Here is a 16,758-nt window from a genome sequence, read left to right as displayed (position 1 = left end):
GCCTTCGCGCGGAAGGACGGGACGCCGGACGGGGCGCGGGTTGGTGCGTGCCGTGGGACAGTGCGGCAGTGGGACCGAGGCGTTACGGGCGTGACCGGCGTGACCGGCATTTCCGGGGCCGGGGCCGCAACGCGCGCCGCACGCCGGGACGGGTGCCCGGCGTGCGGCGATCATACACGGACGGACCCTAGATGGTATAGCGGTGCAGCCAGTGGGCGTAGGCCGGGTTTTCACCCTTCACGGCCTTGAAGTACTCACCCTGCAGGTGCTTGGTGACCGGACCGGCGCTGCCCTTGCCGATGACGCGCAGGTCCACCTCGCGGATGGGCGTCAGTTCGGCGGCGGTGCCACAGAAAAACGCCTCGTCGGCGATGTACAGTTCGTCGCGGGTGAACTGCTGTTCCACCACTTCGTAGCCCAGTTCGCGGGCCAGGGTGATCAGGCTGTTGCGGGTGATGCCGTCCAGCACCGAGGTGAGCGGGGTGGTCTTGATGACCTTGCCGCGCACGATGAAGATGTTCTCGCCCGTGGCCTCGGACACGAAGCCCTGGGTGTCCAGCATCAGGCCCTCGTCGTAGCCGTCGGCCTTGGCCTCCATCTTGGCCAGCACCGAGTTCACGTAGTTGCCGCAGGCCTTGGCCTTGGTCATCATGGCGTTGACGTGATGGCGGCAGAACGAGCTGGTCTTGACGCGGATGCCGTGTTCCAGCGCCTCGGGGCCAAGGTAGGCGCCCCACGGCCAGGCGGCGATGATGGTCTGCACCGGGTTGTCGCCGGGGTACACGCCCATGGCGCCCGCGCCCACGAACGACAGCGGCCGGACGTAGCCTTCGGCCAGCTTGTTGCGCTTCAGGGTTTCTTCCACGGCGTCCACGAGTTGGTCCACGGTGTAGGGAATGACCATGCGCAGGATCTTGGCCGAGTTGAGCAGGCGCTGCATGTGCTCGCGCAGGCGGAACACGGCGGAACCGCCGTCGGCGCACCTGTACGCGCGAATGCCCTCGAACACGCCCACGCCGTAATGCAGGGTATGGGTCAGCACGTGCACGTTGGCTTCGTCCCAGGGCACCTGCTTGCCGTCGAACCAGATGGTTTCCGCTTTCTGGACCATTGTTCCTACCTCTCGGAATGGTATGCCCCGCGTCTTTCGGGGGTACGTTGGCGGGGCACGCCGACGGGCCACGTTGCGGCCAGCGATGGCGGCACGGCCGTGCCTCGGTGGTGGCGAGCGCCGCGCGCCGGGGGTCCGGCGCACCGCGTGGAGTGAAGACGTGCCACGCTAATCAAGCCACCCGGCAAGGTCAAGACGCGGCGGGGCAGGAGGGCGGGGCCACGGCTGCCTGAGGGGGTATCCGGGCAATGCCGGGATGGCGTGCGGTGATGCCGGAGCGGCGTGCGGGGTGCGTCCGGATTGCGTCCGGGTAACGCCATGGCCGTACCCCCTCCGGACGGCCTTCCCACCCCGCTGCGGCCCCGTTGCGGCCGCGCCGGGCCGAAACCTGCATGCTACGGATGCGGCATTTCCACCATCAACCCATGGAGATGTCATGTCCGCATCCACTCGCGGGCGCACGTCCCGTCGCGCCCCTGCCCAGCGTTCTCCCCAGGCCATGTCCACCGAAGACTTCCTGCGCAACGTGGTGTTCGCCAAGCGGCCCCGCGACGAACAGCAAGGGGCGACGCCCGGCAACACGCAGCCCACCGCACGCCCCACGGCCAACCCCACCGGGTCCCCGGCCCCTGCGTCCTCCCTGCCCGCCCCCGGAACAGGCAGCCCCGCCGCCGCGCCGTCCGGCGAACTGCCGCCCGCGCTGGACTGCCAGTGCGCCTTCTCTCCCGACGGCAGGCTGCGCGCCAAGCAGGAACGATGCGGGGGGCGCGCCACCGCCTGCGACTACACCCACGACGAGCGCGGCCACCTGACCGAGGTGCGCCGCGACGGCCAGGTGGCGGAACGCTACGCCTACAACTCGGCGGGCCAGCGCACGGAGGCTCGGGTGGCCCCGCTGCCCGGCATGTCCCGCGACGCGCTGCGGGCCATGGAGACGGAGCGCGCCTTTGCCTACGACGCTGCGGGCCGCCTCGTGCGTGCCGGGCGGGCGCGCTACATGTACGCCCCGGACGGCACGCTGCGCTGCCGGGAGGAAGGGCGCAACAGCACGTGGTTCTATTACGGAAATGGAGGAAACGCCGACGCCGGGGGCGCGCCCCATGGCCCCCATGATCCCCATGGTCCCCACAGCCAACTCGCGCCCGTGGCCCTCGATTCGGTGGTGCTGCCCGGGGGCGACATCATCCGCTACCGTTTCGGGCAGCACGGCATGCCCTTCCTGGTGCTGCGCAACGACGCTCCCAGCGAGGAATACCAATGGCTCGACCAGCTGCGCCTGGCCCGCTTCCGCGACCACCGCACCGGCTCGGACTATACCTTTCATTACGGCGGCGACCGCGTGCCCGAGGCCGTCACCGTATGCGGCCCGGCACTCGACAATCTGGAAGGGGGCCTGCTGGACCTGTCCCTCTTCCGCAAGGACGGGGAGGCCGCCCCGCCGCCGCGCTCCGTCACCTTCCGCCTCGGGCGCGACCAGGTGGGCACGGTAAAGGTCCTGATGGACCCGGACGGCAAGGTGGTGAAACACCTGGAGCACGACAGCTTCGGCAACCTCCTGCTGGACACCTGCCCATACTTCTTCCTGCCGCTGGGCTTCGCCGGGGGACTGGTGGACCGGCACACCGGCCTCGTGCGCTTCGGCTTTCGCGACTACGACCCGCGCACCGGACGCTTCACCGCGCCCGACCCCCTGGGCGACACCGGCGGCGACCACGACCCCTACGACTATTGCGTGGACGACCCGGTCAGCGCCTTCGACCCGCTGGGCCTCATCGGGGAAGCCATCATCAACCGGGGATGGGACGAATCGAAGCACCCGCGCACTCCGGACGGCAAGTTCACCTTCTCCAACGGTGGCGGCGCCATGACGCTCGAATATCGCCACCCCATGCCGGCTCTCCCACGGGGCAGCCTGACGCTCCCCCCGCGCGTACACCCCGGCATTTACGCTGACGAACTGCTTCTCAGGCCGTTCGGCCCAAGGCGTGGCGAGGAACTCATCGCTGGCATCTTTCCCGTCACTCCCGGCGTGCAGCCCCCGAACGGCCAACCGGCTCCAGACTCAAGATTCTACCCCGAAAACCGCCCTATGCCTTCAAAGGAAGGATTCCAGCCGCTGGGGCCTGGCGGCCCAGAGCGAGGAATAAGCCGTAACAGACCATACTTCCATGACGGAAGATCGCCGTACGCCGACAACCTGTTGCTGGCCAGCAACGATTCGGGTCAAAACACTGAACCTCAGCAAACAGCACCTGAAAGAATCGGCCAGAAGAAATATGACCTGCTTAAAGAACGCATCAAGCAAAACAGTCTTGAAAGCGACCCCATCGGGCACCTGTATGCAACCCTAACCTTTCTTGAAGGAAGCGGGGAAGATGGCGATTGGGAAAATCCAAAACCGAGCTTTTCCATAGGCAATAGCTCACTTGCCTTTGGGCTTGGCGTAGACTCCCAACATATGACACACGCCGATATTGCTGAATACAAACGCCGTATTAACTCACCCGATGGTGACCAGTCTGCCGAAATGCTCTCGCAATTCGCGCAATTAAACAGAGAACAAGCCCAAAAAGCGCTCGAGCGTTACGTCGTCAATACTGGAACCTACCCACGGCTGACGAGAGAACAAGCCTACACACTATCGCACATAGCCATAGAAAAAAGGCGAAATGCTACACGACAGCGTTTCGACAAAGAAACGCCTTCGGATGAAGGCAGCAGCTTCGACAAACTACCCATCCAGGCACAGACGGTCTTGAATTCAGGAGCATACCAATATGGTGTGGGTGGTATGGCCTCTGGAAAGCTGAAGCCTGTCTGGGATGCCATAAAAGCTCATGACTGGGACGCAGCCAGTCGTGCACTACGAACCAGCAACGATGGCTTCACATCACGGAGGCATATTGAGGCCAAGCTGCTTGACGAAATACCCCGAGCAGGTCAAAAGAAATAACGTCATTATATTTGTTTGACGATGTGCCTCGCAAAAAATTCTCTTGCGAGGCACATCCCAACACAAAAGGTTGTCATGCCCCGCATCTTCCTCCGCCTGCTTGCACTCTGTCTTGTGGCGCACCTTGCCTTGCCCGGCGCTGCCATCGGCAGCCGCAAGCACAACGTCGTTGCACACAACGTATCATCAACAATCCGGCATTGGGCATACACGGTACATCCAGGCGGACAGGATGCCTTCCTCGACGTCATGGCGAAAGAAGCTGGCGACAACAGTGCTGTATACATCGGGAAATACACGGACGCCACCGGAGCATCCATGCCCGTGGCTGGATGGTACACACCGCGATGGTACACATCGCCCCCAACGGTATCCGGCTATGTCTGCCCCGCCCCCACGCAATCGTGCGTGTTTTTCGAAACCCGGTCCCATGCGCAGGAAACCTCTCCGGACGGGATGACTCCGTACATCGTAACGGAGACGTTACGTCACGATACGGCCAACACCCCATTTCCGCCCAAACCCGTCTGGGTGTCCCCTCCACCGTCCCCCTTGCCCGAACTCGCGCGCTTGCTCGGGCAGCCCGCATGGGCCATCAACACCTTGCCGGGGGTCACGGCCCAACTGGCGGACATCCTGCCGCCGCCACATTTTCTGCTGCTGCAAGAGCTTCAGGCCCAATGCACCATGACCAGCCGGGGCAGCATCGCCTGCGGCGGCTACTTTGAACGGCAGCGCATCCTTTACGGAGCCGTCGTCGTTGCGCCCTCGGGCAGGGTAGACGTCTTCTTCTACGGCTCGCGCGACAACGGACGCATCCGCAACCTTGCCTGGCACTACACGACGGACCGGAATCGCCCGAACTCGCTCCCGCCGGACATGGACGAACTGGTACAGGCATGGAATTTCGAGGGCTGGCCGCCGCTTGACGCCTCCGCCACCCACTGGCTGCACGCAAGCGCCATGTCGCCCAGCGCCCGGCCCTCTGCCTCCGTGAAGGCGCAGGAAAATCCCGGCATCCAGGTGTTCCCCCCATCCCCGCCAATGGCCACGGCCCGGTGGACCATCTCTGGCGATGTGGACTCCGGGGAGGTCCGGTTCGATGTCATCGCCAGGCAGACCCCGGACGGCACGGCAGTCTTTTCCGGCTCCTATACGGACAACGCGGGGGAGAGCGTCCCGGTCGTCGGCTCGATCCTGAAAGACTGGGACACCGAGGTCGGCCTGGTCGACATATACGCCTGCCCGTCAACCGAGCCGGTATGCACCTCGTGGCGGACGGAAGTCGTCAATGACCTGGTTTCGCCCCAAACCCGGAATTTCTCCGGCCCCCAGTACCCTCCCCGCGTGTATCCGAGCAGTCCCCCCGAAAAAGCCCGGTGGACATCCCCGCCCGTTCGCCCCCTGCCGAACCTTGGGCGCCTCGATGGCCGGTGGGTCAACGCCATCTTCACGATCCCTGGAGTGGCCGAACAACTGGCGGATATTCTGCCGCCGCCGCATCTTGCGCTGATGCAACGCCTTAACGCCGAATGCACCGTGCTCGAAGGCGGCTCTCTCTCCTGCGGTGGACGATTCGACCGGCATGAGCAGGTTCCGTATGCCGCAATCCTGCTGCGTCCTTCCGGCATCATCCATGTCTTTTTTCATAATCCGTCTCCCCGTGGACCGGTGGCCTCGTGGCACTACACCAACGACCGACGCCACCCGGAGACGTTGCCGCCCGAACTCGAAGAGATGGGAACGGCATGGGACATAGACGCCGCTCCCCCGGACGACAACACCCCTTGGATCCACGTAAGCGCCCCCGCCAAGCCACACCACCCAGGAGACTGGCAATAAAAGGAACGGTCGATCGGAAGTGTGGCGATTCCGACCGCACGGACGCAGCATCCCCCCCGGCACCCCACGCCCACGGGAACAGGGCCGTACCCGCCCTTTGAGTTCCACCCGGTTTTCGGATAGGGTTCCCCCGGCGCACGGCGGCAGGGCGCGGCCCCGTCCGGGGGTTCGTCCGGGGCATGCCGCGTCACGCCCGGTAGCACCGGGCCGCCCCGCATCACGTTCCGCATTACGTTCCGCATCCGGGGGCGCATCCGGGGCTGCATCCGGGATCGCATCGGGGGCCATACTTTCGGGGGCACGCAACGGGCACATGAACAGACGACGGTTTCTCATCGCCGCGTGCGCTGGCGCGCTGCATCTGGCCGCCATGGGCACCGCCCTTGCCGGGCCCGCCGTGCGTCCCGCCCTGCGGCGCGGCAGCGGGCCGCTGGGGTCCGCCGCATCCGGTGCCGGAGCCGCCGCGCCCGGCACGTCCCCGTCTGCCATATCGGGCACATCGGGCATATCAGGCGCATCGGGCGCATCCCTTTCCGGCCAGCCCGCGCCAGACCCCAAAAATTCCCGGCCGCCGCTGGACGACGACCTGGCCGCCCAGCAGACGCTCCACCCCGACGACCTGGACGCCCCCGCCGGCATCGACGACGCCGTGCGCGACTACCTGTTCAAGATGCGCCGGTTCGACAGCCCCCACCCCAGCGACATCACCCTGCCGCCCCAACGCACCCCCGTGCTGCGCGCCGCCACCGACAGGCTGGGCCGCCTGGAACGCACCGTGGGGCACGGCTTCTTCTACCTGCTCGGCTTCGACGAGGCGGTGCGGGTGGCCCAGCGCTACCCGGCCGTGGGCGCCTTCAGCCCGCAGGAACTGGCCCTCATCGACGAACTGTTCCACGCCGACGCTTCGGCCTACGGGTTCATGGGCATGAAGCCGCTGAACTCGCTCACGGCCACCATCCCCGCCCGCGAGGTGCACAAGGTGCCGGGCATGGGCAACTACGTCTACCAGGGCGAGCCGCGCGCCACGTGGGAAACCATCCGCCGCCTGCTGGGCGAGGAAGTGGTGCTGACGTCGGGCGTGCGCGGCATCATGAAGCAGTTCCACCTGTTCCTCACCAAGGCGGCCGCATACGGCGGCAACCTGTCGCTGGCCTCGCGCTCGCTGGCCCCGCCGGGGTATTCGTTCCACGGCATAGGCGACTTCGACGTGGGGCAGCGCGGCTACGGCGCGCGCAACTTCACCTCCGCCTTCACGGCCACCCCGGTGTTCCGGCGGCTGGAAGAACTGGGCTACATCACCCTGCGCTACCCGCAGGACAACATGCTGGGGGTCCGCTTCGAGCCCTGGCACATCAAGGTCGCCACCGCATGACCACGTACCGCACCGCACCGCGCCCGGCCGCATTCCGCCACGGCGTCCGCCCCTGGCTGTACTGTCTCGCCGCGCTGCTCTGCCTGCACGCCGCGCCCGCCACGGCGGCATCCCCGGCCCAGGCCGGAAGACCGGCAATCACGCAGACAGTGGCCTCGGCCAGCCCCGCGCCCGCCGTCGTCACCACCGCCGACCTGACCAAGGCCCCGCCGCGCCACACCGAACTGGACTTCAACCTGTACAAGCTGGGCACCGGCAGCGGCCCCACCGTGCTGGTGGTGGGCGGCATCCAGGGCGACGAGCCGGGCGGGTTCTCGGCCGCGTCGCTGCTGGTCACCCACTACGCCATCACGAACGGCTCGGTGTGGGTGGTGCCCAACCTGAACTTTCCCAGCATGATCAAGCGCTCGCGCGGGCCCAACGGCGACATGAACCGCAAGTTCGCCGCCCTGCGCAAGGACGACCCGGAATACGACACCGTCAGCCGCATCAAGGACATCATCCTCGACAAGCGGGTGGACCTGATCCTGAACCTGCACGACGGCAGCGGCTTCTACCGCCCGAAGAACGAAGGCCCCATGCGCAACCCCATGCGCTGGGGGCAGAGCGTGATCATCGACCAGGCCACCCTGCCCGGCGCACGCCACGGCGACCTTGCCGCCATGGCCCAGAAGGCCGTACGCGAGGCCAACGGCGGCCTGCTGAGCCCCATGCACGAATACCACCTGAAGAACACCCGCACCGCCGAAGGCGACCGCGAGATGGAGAAGACCCTGACCTACTTCGCCATCCGCCACGGCAAGCCCGCCTTCGGCATAGAGGCCAGCAAGGACTTTTCCACCGAGCAGCGCTCGTACTACCACCTGCGGGTGCTGGAATCGTTCCTGCGCCAGGCGGGCGTGGGCTTCAGGCGCGACTTCGCCCTGACCCCGCGCGGCGTGCTGGCCGCGCTGGAGAACGACGTGGCCGTGGCCTTCTTCGACCAGCGGCTGTACCTGCCGCTGGACGACGTGCGCGCCTCGCTGGGGTACATCCCGCTCAAGAAGGGCGAAAAGCTCTCGTTCACCGCCACCAAGCCCATCCTGGCCGTGGTGGACGAGGACGACGGCTACCGCGTGTTCTACGGCAACCGGGCGCTGACCCGCATCACCCCGGAATGGCGCGAATACACCGACGGCCCCGGCTCGCTCTCGCTGGACGTGGACGGCCGCAAGGTGGTGGTGCCCTTCGGCCGGATGGTCACCGTGCGCGACACCTTCACCGTGCACCCCGTGGACGGGCACCGCGTCAACGCCATCGGCGCGCAGGTGGCCAGGCCCGACGCGCGCGACGACAGCGAATGCGACGTGCCCATCCGCAAGAAGGACTTCCAGAACCGCTTCTCCATCGACAAGTCGGGCAACATCTACCGGGTGGAAGTGTACCGGGGCGAAAAGTTCGCGGGCATGATCCTGGTGCGCTTCGAGGGCGGGGCCAAGCCCGGCAAGCGCGACATGCGGCCGTCCGTGGCGGGGAAGGAAAGTCTGCTCGGCTACTGATATCACCTGCAAGCATCCGGATTGACAAACAGCAGCCCCCGGCCGTGATGGCCGGGGGCTGTGTTCGTTCCGGTCCCTCGCAAAAATTATTTCGGCACCTAACGAAATCTCCTTGACCGCGCCTAGGGGATGCCTATATCCATCTCATTAGGCACCTAAGCAAAAACACGCAAGGAGACATCCATGAATACTTCCACCACCGAAAAACTGTTTCATCAGCTGCATTATTGCATGAACCTGCTGCACCGGGGCCACGGCCCGCACGGCCCGCATGGGGGTCGCGGCGGCGCGCATCGCGGGCAGGGCCGCGTGCTGGCCCTGCTGGCCGAACGGGACGGGCAAAGCCCGCGCGATCTGGCCGCCCTGCTGCGCGTGCAGCCCCCCTCGCTCAGCGAACTGCTGGACAAGCTCTCGCGCGACGGCAGCATCGAGCGCCGCCGCCACGAAGAGGACCAGCGCATGAGCGCCGTGTTCCTGACCGACAAGGGCCGTGCCATGGTGGACGAGGTGCGCCAGGCCCGCAAGGACGCGGCCGAGGCCACCCTGGCCGGACTGTCGGCAGAGGAGCAGGAGGCCCTTTCCACCCTGCTGGACAAGCTCATCGCCTCGCTGGAGGCCAGGGACGGCGACGGCGGCGCCTGCCGCCGCATGGGCGGGCATGGGCATGGCCGTGGCCGCCACGGCTGCTGCGGGGGTGAAGACGCCGCCCCGCACGGCCACCACGGGCACGGGGGGCATGGCCGGGGCCGTCACAACGAAGGGCCGGGCGAAGGGCCGCACGGACATGGCTGTTGCCATGCGGCGCATAGCCCCGAAGACCGCGCCGACGCGGAAGGCGGGCGCGGCGGATGCTGCGGGCATGGCCGCGCCGGTCATGGCCGCGCCGGACATGGCGGGCACGGGCACGGCGGACGGGGACGGCACGGGCGGCACGACGGGTTCGGCCCGCATGGCCCACGCGGGGCGCAGGGTCCGGACGCTGCGGCGTCCACCGCCGCTGCCGACACCGGCCACTCGCCGGAAACCTTCGCTGCGGCGGATGCGGAACGCGACGCATAATCCCGGCGTGCATCCACATAAGAAAGGGGCGCCCCGGCAACGGCCGGAGCGCCCCTTGGCGTTTCGGGAACAGGCCGCGCCCGGTCCGGAATGTCGTGGCGGGCGTGGCCCTACGGCACGTCGCCGGGAAACACCACCCGCCCGGCCCGGGACAGGTCGTACCCCTCGAAGCCGTCGGCCAGGGCGCGGAAGCGCGCGTCCACCAGCATGCCCAGGAACAGCTGCACTCCCCGGTCGAAATACCGGGCGCGGGGCACCAGCAGGTCGAACCGCTCGCGCTGCACCGGCACGAAGCCCAGGCCCAGCAGCCCGGCCACGGCGCGGATGCCGGGGGCGGCGTCGGCCCGGCCCGCCAATACCTCGATGCCCGCGTCCAGATGGCGGCGCACCTCGGTCCCGTAGCCGGGAATGCGCGCGGGGTCGGCCCCCGTGCGGGAAAGCTCGGTGTCGAACAGCAGCCGCGTGCCCGTGCCCAGCGGCCGGTTGACCACCCGCAGCCCCTTGCGCACGATGTCGCCCGCGTCGCGCACGGCGTTGGGGTTGCCGGGGGCCACCAGGTAGCCCTGCTCGCGGATGCAGAAGTTGACCACCGCCGGGGCCTCGTCCAGTTCGCGCCGGGCGTGGCCGAAATTGTAGTCGCGGCCGGATTTTCCTCCGCCGCCCCCCGCGCCACCCGTGGCGGACGGGACCGCGCCTGTCTGGACCGCACTTGTATGGGCCGCTTCGGGCCGGGCAGGCTCCGCCGCATGGCCGGGGCCGCCCTCCATCAGGTGGCTGGCCGCCATGTGGCACAACCCCTCGCGCATGGCCCGCAGGCCCCCCAGGCTGCCCAGGTTGGCGAAGGCCGCGATGTGGCCGGGGTTCAGGTCCGCGAACAGGCCCAGGGCCTTGTCCAGCAGCAGGTCGTTGCTGCCCGCCACCACCAGCACGCCGCCGCCCGGCTGCATGGTCCCGCCGGAGCGCTCCGGATGGTTCACGGTGTTGTTTTCCAGCCACTGCTCCACCAGATGCGCCGGGAACAGCCATTTGCCGGTCACCTTGGTGGCGGGCAGGCCCTTTTCGGTGATCAGGCTGTAGACCATCTTCTCGTTGACGCCGAGCACTTTGGCGACCTCGCGGGTGGAAAGCAGCTGCTTCACGGATGCGCCTCCTGCGGGCTTGCGGACGGGGAGCGGAGAGAGTGCGGCGTGCATGGCCGGGCATGAGGAACCCGGACGGGGCGGGGCCGCAACGCCTTGGCGGCCAATGTAGCCGCACTCGGCCAGCGGTGCAACGCATGGCGTGCCGGAGCGGGGCCGGGCGCAGCGCCGCATCCGGCCCTTGCCATCATGCCGGGCTTGGGGTAATGGGCACACTCCCGTTACGCGCCCGTCATTCCAAGCTCTCGCCGAACTCCCGCCGAGCTCTCGCCGAACGTTCGTGGACGCACCCGCCAGGCAGCGGCGTACGGGCCCAGAACGCCACCAGACGCCACCGGACGGCCCCGCCCGGCCACATCCACCGGCACATTGAAATTTTCCGCACGCACCCGTCCGGCCCCATGCGCCGCATTGCGCGGCGCGCCCCGCCGGGCTACGCTGTGCCCCAGCGGCGGCCCCGCCGCCCCCATATCATCCCGACATTCCGAGAACGCCATGCCCATAGCCCAGCCCCCCGCCCCGTCCGCACCCGTCACCACGCATCTGCCCAAGATCGCTCTGGTGGGCCGCCCCAACGTGGGCAAGTCCACCCTGTTCAACCGGCTCATCCGCGCCAACCGGGCCATCACCCACGACCGGCCCGGCGTCACCCGCGACCGCATGGAAGGCCAGGTGCGTTCGCGCGGCAAGCGCACCTTCGCCATCGTGGACACCGGCGGCATCACCCTGGACGCCCACGCCGCCGTGGCCGAAGGGCCGGAAGGCATCCGGGGCTTCGAGGCGGAAATCCTGCGCCAGGCCGAAGCCGCCATGGCCGAGGCCGCGGGCATCTGCCTGGTGGTGGACGGCCGCGACGGGCTGACCCCCTTCGACGAGCACCTCGCGGCGCACCTGCGCCGCGCGGGCAAGCCCGTGCTGGTGGTGGTGAACAAGGTGGACGGCGCGGAGCGCGAGGACGAAATGCTGGCCGAATTCCACGCCCTGGGCTTTCCGCTGCTGCCCGTTTCCGCCGCGCACGGGCACAACGTGCGCGTGCTGGAAGACGAGATGCGCGACATGCTGCCAGAAGAGCCAGACGAGCCTGACAAGCCCGGGGGGGATGGCGAAGAGGAAGAAGCGGACAACGCCGACCCGGATCACGCAGACGATTTCGGCCCCGCCCAAGGCCAGGACGACGCGGAAGACGAGGGCGCGGAATCCGGCGCACCCGCCCCCGCCGAGGCCAAAGGCCCCGCCTACGACCCCACCCACCTGCGCCTGGCCATGCTGGGCCGCCCCAACGCGGGCAAGTCCTCGCTGGTCAACGCCCTCAGCGGCCAGCAGCGGATGATCGTCAGCGACGTGGCGGGCACCACCCGCGACAGCGTGGACGTCAGCTTCGAGTCGGGCGACCGCACCATCACCTTCGTGGACACCGCCGGGGTGCGCCGCCGCTCGCGCATCACCGATTCGGTGGAGCGCTTCAGCGTCAACGCCTCGCTCAAAAGCACCACCAAGGCCCACGTCACCCTGCTGGTGCTCGACGCGCTGCAAGGGGTCACCCAGCAGGACAAGCGCCTGGTGGACCTGCTGGACGAGCGCAAGACGCCGTTCATGGTGCTGGTGAACAAGATCGACCTTGTGCCGCGCAAGCTGATGCCGGACCTGGAAGCATCGTTCAAGGGCATGCTGGAGTTCTGCCCCCACGTGCCGCTGCTGTACGTTTCCGCCAAGTCGGGCAAGGGCCTTGGCCCGGTGCTGCCCATGGCCGAGCGCATCCGCGCCGAGTGCCACGTGCGCGTGGGCACCGGCCAGCTCAACCGGGCCATGGAAGAGGTGCTCACCCGCCACCAGCCCCCGGTGGTGCGCCGGGTGCGGCCCAAGTTCTTCTACCTGACCCAGGCGGAGACCAACCCGCCCACGTTCGTGTTCTTCGTCAACGATGCCGACCGCATCCAGACGCCCTACGCGCGCTACGTGGAAAAGGCCCTGCGCAGGATGTTCCGCATCGAGCACGCGCCCATGCGGGTGCGCTTCCGCTCGTCGCACAAGAAGAAGGGCGAATAGCGCCGCCCGTCCCCGCTTTCTCCCGCCCCGTGCCGCTCCGCCTCGTACTGTCAGTATGGGCGGAGCGGCACGGGGCGGTCGTGTTTCCGGCCGCGGATACGTTTTCGTGCCCGCCGTGCGGGACAGTTTTCTCTTCTCCCCCCGCCGGGCCTTCACCTTGCGGTCCATCCCGGCTACAGTGCGGGCCGACAGGAGGCCCGCCATGTCCCAGCCTTCCCCTTCCCCGACGCCGTCGTTTCCCCCGCCCTTTCCGGAACAATGGATGGAGGTTGCCCGCAGGCTGGCCGCCCGCTCCGGACGGATGGTCCGGTCCGCGTGCAGCGTCCTGGGCAGCTTTCTGGGCGGCTTTCTGGCGCGCCACGTGTCCGGGCGGGCCTTCTTCTGGGCCCTGCTGCCCGCCGCCGCAGGCATGTTCCTGACCCAGTGCACCATGACGCCGCTGTCCGCCGTCACCGCCGCCCGCGAGCAGGTCCTGCTGGCCGAGGCCCGCGACAGCCGCCTGGCCGCCACGGTCACCGCGCTGGCCCAGGCCCTGGGCGAACTGGCCGCCACCCAGCCCGACGAGAACGCCCGGCGCGAACTGCTGGTGCGCGCGGTGGACCCGGTGCGCACCGGCGCCGCCCACTGGGACTACGTGTTCCTTTCGCAGGGCACGGTGAACGTGCACACCCCCACCCTGCCCGACGCGGGCGGCGTGGACTTCGACGCGGCCACGGACGTGCACGGGATGCGCTTCGTGCGGCGCATGATGGACACGGCCCGCGCGGGCGGCGGCTTCACCGAATGGACGGCCGATGTCGGCGACGGCCGCGCCGAGGCGCGCCGGGCCTACACCCTGGCCGTGCCCGGCACCGACTACTGGCTGGGCGCATGGGCTCCGACGTCCGTACAGCCGCCCGCCACGGCGCAGTCCGGCTCCCCCACGCCGCGCGCCCTGGAATTCCACGCCCTGCGCCTGGGCTGGCTGGCCGCGCTGGGACTGGCCCTGCTGGTGGGGATACTGGCCCGCCGCCGGGAAACAGCCCGGCCCTGAGACGCGGAGGGCATGAGCACCGCCGGTGTTCTCGCCGGTGTGGCCCGTTTCGTGGCCGGAAGCCACGGGCGGGAAGGACAGATGGCGGGGAGGGAAGGAAGGAGCCCGGCGGCGCCCTTCGGAAAGCATCCGGAAAGGCGCCGGAAAGGAAGACCCTACCCGGCGGTACCGGTGGGCAGCCCCGGCAGCACCAGCGTGCGGGGTCCGGTCAGGCGCGCCTTGACCCGGCGGTAGGTTTCCGGCAGCACGCCGAAGCGGTAGGACCACAGGGCGCAGCGGTCGCGGGCGTCGCAGGTGCGCACCTCGGCCCGCTCGCCGCCGCAGCAGGCGATGCAGTAGCGGCGGACGGCCCGCACCGGGCGTTCGTCGGGCAGGGTCTGGACGATGAGCGGCAGGGCGCCGGGCAACGGGTCCGTGGCGGGTCGGCCCGCTGGTGCTCCGCCCAGGGAGGCCACATCGGGGTCGTGGTCCCCGGCCGGATCATGCCTGCCGCCACCGGCCCCGCCGGTGAGGATGCCCGCCAGCCGCCACGCGTACAGGCCGCAGCCCGTGTCCGGGCACAGCCGCACCTCGCGCGCGACACCGCCCTGGCAGTCCAGGCAGAAACGGCGGATGGCGCGGATGATCTTCACGTGCGACATGGCTCCTCACCTACACGGTTTCGCCCGGCCCCGCCACGGGTTTGTGCGCTCCGGACGGTGGTTTCCCGCCGCTTTCCGTCCCGCCGCCGCCCACGGAAATCCGCCCTGCGGCATGCAACACCCACATGCCCCATGCAAACGGCCCGCACCCCCGAAAGGGCGCGGGCCATGGTCATGCAGATGTCCGGCCGTCAGGCGTCGAGCGTCAATGGGACGAGCCGCTCGTCAACTGATCGATCTGCCGCTCCAAAGCCTTGGCCAGCCCGGCCAGCTTCAGCACGGCCCCGGCGGCCTGGTTCATGCCCTCGGCCGTTTCCGAGGCGATGCGGCTGATGTCCTCCACCGCGCGGTTGATCTCCTCGCTGGTGGCGGACTGCTGCTCGGCGGCGGTGGCGATGGAGCGCACCTGGTCGGAATTTTCCTCCGAAAGGGCCACGATGCGCTGCAACGCCTGGCCGGATTCGCGGGCCATGCGGGTGGCCTCGGTCACGGCGGCGGCGGCCGTCTCCATGCCCTTGATGTTGTTGCGCGCCCCGGCCTGGATGGACTGGATGGCCTGGCCCACCTCCTTGGTGGCGTTCATGGTCTTTTCGGCCAGCTTGCGCACCTCGTCGGCCACCACGGCGAACCCGCGCCCGGCGTCACCGGCGCGGGCGGCCTCGATGGCCGCGTTCAGGGCCAGCAGGTTGGTCTGGTCCGCGATGTCGCTGATCACGTCCATGATCCGGCCGATGTCCTCGGCCTGCTTGCCGAGGGTGGTCATCTCGCCTTGCAGGACCTGGGCCTGCTCGTGCACCTGGCTGATGGCGTCCACCGCGCCGCTGACCACCCGTTCGCCCTCCTGGGCCTTGGACCTGGCCTCGTCGGCGCTCTGGGCGGAACTGCCGGAACTGCGCGCCACCTCAAGGACCGTGGCGTTCATTTCCTCCATGGCCGTGGCCGTCTCGCCCGCGCGGTCGGACTGCTGCTCCGCCCCGGCGGAAACCTGCTCCACCTGGGCGGACAGGGCTTCGGCCGCCAGCGAGACCTGCTGGGCGATGATCGACGCTTCCCCGGCCACCGAGGTCATGCGTTGCAGCAGGTCATTGACCCGTGCTTCCTGCTCGCGGGCCTCGGCCAGGGCCTTTTCCGCACGGGCGGCATGGGCGTCGGCGTCGGCGCGGCGCTGGTCGGCCTCCTGCATCTTCTGCTTCAGGTTGCCCACCATGGTTTCCATGGCGCTCTTCACCTCGCCCAGTTCCGAGGCGTAGTCCCCCTCGGCGCGGGCATCCAGGGCGCCCCCGGCCACCTGCCCGGCAAACTGGCGGATGCGCAGCAGCGGGCCGATGATGCCCCGGTTCAGGATCACCCAGATCACCGCGAACAGCAGCGCCAGCACCAGCACGGTCCACCCGGCCACGGCGATGCGCGCCTGCATGACCTGCTCGTGCGCCTTTTCCAGCGAGCTGATGACCACGAAGGCGCCGTGGGTCTCGCCCGCCTTCCAGCCTTCCTTGGTGCCGCCCACCACGTCGGGCTGCCCCGCCGGGTCGCCGTGGCAGAACAGGCAGTCCTTGGTCAGCTTGACGGGTCTGAAATAATAGATCTTGTCCGGCGTGCGGATGACCTTTTCCACCAGGTTGGCGCGCTCCATCTCCTGCATGGCCGAAAGTTCCAGCGGAGTCGGCGTGTTGGCCGGGTTGCGCGGCTGCACCTTGGGCGCGCGGAATTCGTAGCCCGCCTGCGCGGCGTTCTGGGCGGCCATGCGCATGGCGGTGACCACGGGCACCGCGTCCATGATCCTGTCCCTGGGCAGTTCGTCCAGCGGGCGCATCAGCCCGATGTCGAGCTTGCGGCCCATCTCGTTGCGGATGGCCTCGGCCATGAGCACCACGGCCCGGCTTTTCTGGAGGATCGCCTCCTCAGCCCCGGTGCGGATGTCGTCCACGCGCTGCCAGGCCATGATGGCGGCCACGATGACCGGACCGGCCAGCGCCACGATGAGGATCTTCCACTTCAGGCTGAGATCGCGGAACATAGCCCCT

11 protein-coding genes are annotated in these 16,758 nt (G+C 68.6%); 7 read left to right on the top strand and 4 right to left on the bottom strand.

Annotation, left to right across the window (positions count from 1 at the left end; translation table 11 throughout):
* Window positions 1-187: 187 nt before the first annotated feature.
* The gene (locus V6B97_RS07280) at window positions 188-1,111 is read right to left on the bottom strand and encodes a branched-chain amino acid transaminase (RefSeq protein ID WP_333505834.1); all 924 of its coding nucleotides are present in this window, start codon (window positions 1,109-1,111) and stop codon (window positions 188-190) included.
* A 436-nt stretch (window positions 1,112-1,547) separates the two neighbouring features.
* Between V6B97_RS07280 and V6B97_RS07275 the strand changes: the two genes are divergently transcribed.
* The 5 genes from V6B97_RS07275 (at window position 1,548) to V6B97_RS07255 (ending at window position 9,875) form a co-directional block, all read left to right on the top strand.
* On the top strand, window positions 1,548-4,064 hold the full coding sequence (locus V6B97_RS07275) for an RHS repeat-associated core domain-containing protein (RefSeq protein ID WP_333505833.1): 2,517 nt from the start codon (window positions 1,548-1,550) through the stop codon (window positions 4,062-4,064).
* A 75-nt stretch (window positions 4,065-4,139) separates the two neighbouring features.
* Window positions 4,140-5,906, top strand: a complete 1,767-nt coding sequence (locus V6B97_RS07270) for a hypothetical protein (RefSeq protein WP_333505832.1) — start codon at window positions 4,140-4,142, stop codon at window positions 5,904-5,906.
* Window positions 5,907-6,219: 313 nt separating this feature from the next.
* Window positions 6,220-7,278, top strand: a complete 1,059-nt coding sequence (locus V6B97_RS07265; protein ID WP_333505831.1) for a M15 family metallopeptidase — start codon at window positions 6,220-6,222, stop codon at window positions 7,276-7,278.
* Entirely contained in the window at window positions 7,275-8,816 is a 1,542-nt protein-coding gene (locus tag V6B97_RS07260) for a M14 family metallopeptidase (RefSeq protein WP_333505830.1), read from the top strand. The genes V6B97_RS07265 and V6B97_RS07260 overlap by 4 nt, the downstream gene beginning before the upstream one ends.
* 183 nt (window positions 8,817-8,999) lie before the next feature.
* The gene (locus tag V6B97_RS07255) at window positions 9,000-9,875 is read left to right on the top strand and encodes a MarR family winged helix-turn-helix transcriptional regulator (RefSeq protein WP_333505829.1); all 876 of its coding nucleotides are present in this window, start codon (window positions 9,000-9,002) and stop codon (window positions 9,873-9,875) included.
* A 110-nt stretch (window positions 9,876-9,985) separates the two neighbouring features.
* Here the strand turns inward: V6B97_RS07255 and V6B97_RS07250 are convergent, their stop codons facing one another.
* On the bottom strand, window positions 9,986-11,014 hold the full coding sequence (locus V6B97_RS07250; protein ID WP_333505828.1) for a helix-turn-helix transcriptional regulator: 1,029 nt from the start codon (window positions 11,012-11,014) through the stop codon (window positions 9,986-9,988).
* A gap of 495 nt (window positions 11,015-11,509) precedes the next feature.
* On the opposite strand from V6B97_RS07250, the gene der reads away from it, so the two are divergent.
* Window positions 11,510-13,060, top strand: coding sequence for a ribosome biogenesis GTPase Der (gene der / locus V6B97_RS07245; RefSeq protein ID WP_333505827.1), 1,551 nt, complete (start codon window positions 11,510-11,512; stop codon window positions 13,058-13,060).
* A gap of 202 nt (window positions 13,061-13,262) precedes the next feature.
* Window positions 13,263-14,093 (top strand): cache domain-containing protein, encoded by an 831-nt coding sequence (locus V6B97_RS07240; protein WP_333505826.1) that lies wholly within the window; start codon window positions 13,263-13,265, stop codon window positions 14,091-14,093.
* A 155-nt stretch (window positions 14,094-14,248) separates the two neighbouring features.
* Here the strand turns inward: V6B97_RS07240 and V6B97_RS07235 are convergent, their stop codons facing one another.
* Both V6B97_RS07235 and V6B97_RS07230 read right to left on the bottom strand, forming a co-directional pair.
* Window positions 14,249-14,734, bottom strand: a complete 486-nt coding sequence (locus tag V6B97_RS07235) for a hypothetical protein (protein ID WP_333505825.1) — start codon at window positions 14,732-14,734, stop codon at window positions 14,249-14,251.
* 205 nt (window positions 14,735-14,939) lie between these two features.
* On the bottom strand, window positions 14,940-16,751 hold the full coding sequence (locus tag V6B97_RS07230; RefSeq protein ID WP_333505824.1) for a methyl-accepting chemotaxis protein: 1,812 nt from the start codon (window positions 16,749-16,751) through the stop codon (window positions 14,940-14,942).
* Window positions 16,752-16,758: the final 7 nt, after the last annotated feature.

Source organism: Nitratidesulfovibrio sp. 1201_IL3209 (genome assembly GCF_036763125.1).
GTDB lineage: Bacteria > Desulfobacterota > Desulfovibrionia > Desulfovibrionales > Desulfovibrionaceae > Cupidesulfovibrio.
Note: the sequence above shows the minus strand (reverse complement) of the source record. Positions and strands in the feature narration are given on the sequence as shown.

What these genes read in the sequence shown, in the direction of transcription:
- V6B97_RS07270 (WP_333505832.1), top strand. Translation starts at nt 4,140, where the DNA reads ATGCCCCGCATCTTCCTCCGCCTGCTTGCACTCTGTCTTGTGGCGCAC.
- der (WP_333505827.1), top strand. Translation starts at nt 11,510, where the DNA reads ATGCCCATAGCCCAGCCCCCCGCCCCGTCCGCACCCGTCACCACGCAT.
- V6B97_RS07235 (WP_333505825.1), bottom strand. Translation starts at nt 14,734, where the DNA reads ATGTCGCACGTGAAGATCATCCGCGCCATCCGCCGTTTCTGCCTGGAC.
- V6B97_RS07275 (WP_333505833.1), top strand. Translation starts at nt 1,548, where the DNA reads ATGTCCGCATCCACTCGCGGGCGCACGTCCCGTCGCGCCCCTGCCCAG.
- V6B97_RS07240 (WP_333505826.1), top strand. Translation starts at nt 13,263, where the DNA reads ATGTCCCAGCCTTCCCCTTCCCCGACGCCGTCGTTTCCCCCGCCCTTT.
- V6B97_RS07265 (WP_333505831.1), top strand. Translation starts at nt 6,220, where the DNA reads ATGAACAGACGACGGTTTCTCATCGCCGCGTGCGCTGGCGCGCTGCAT.
- V6B97_RS07260 (WP_333505830.1), top strand. Translation starts at nt 7,275, where the DNA reads ATGACCACGTACCGCACCGCACCGCGCCCGGCCGCATTCCGCCACGGC.
- V6B97_RS07280 (WP_333505834.1), bottom strand. Translation starts at nt 1,111, where the DNA reads ATGGTCCAGAAAGCGGAAACCATCTGGTTCGACGGCAAGCAGGTGCCC.
- V6B97_RS07230 (WP_333505824.1), bottom strand. Translation starts at nt 16,751, where the DNA reads ATGTTCCGCGATCTCAGCCTGAAGTGGAAGATCCTCATCGTGGCGCTG.
- V6B97_RS07255 (WP_333505829.1), top strand. Translation starts at nt 9,000, where the DNA reads ATGAATACTTCCACCACCGAAAAACTGTTTCATCAGCTGCATTATTGC.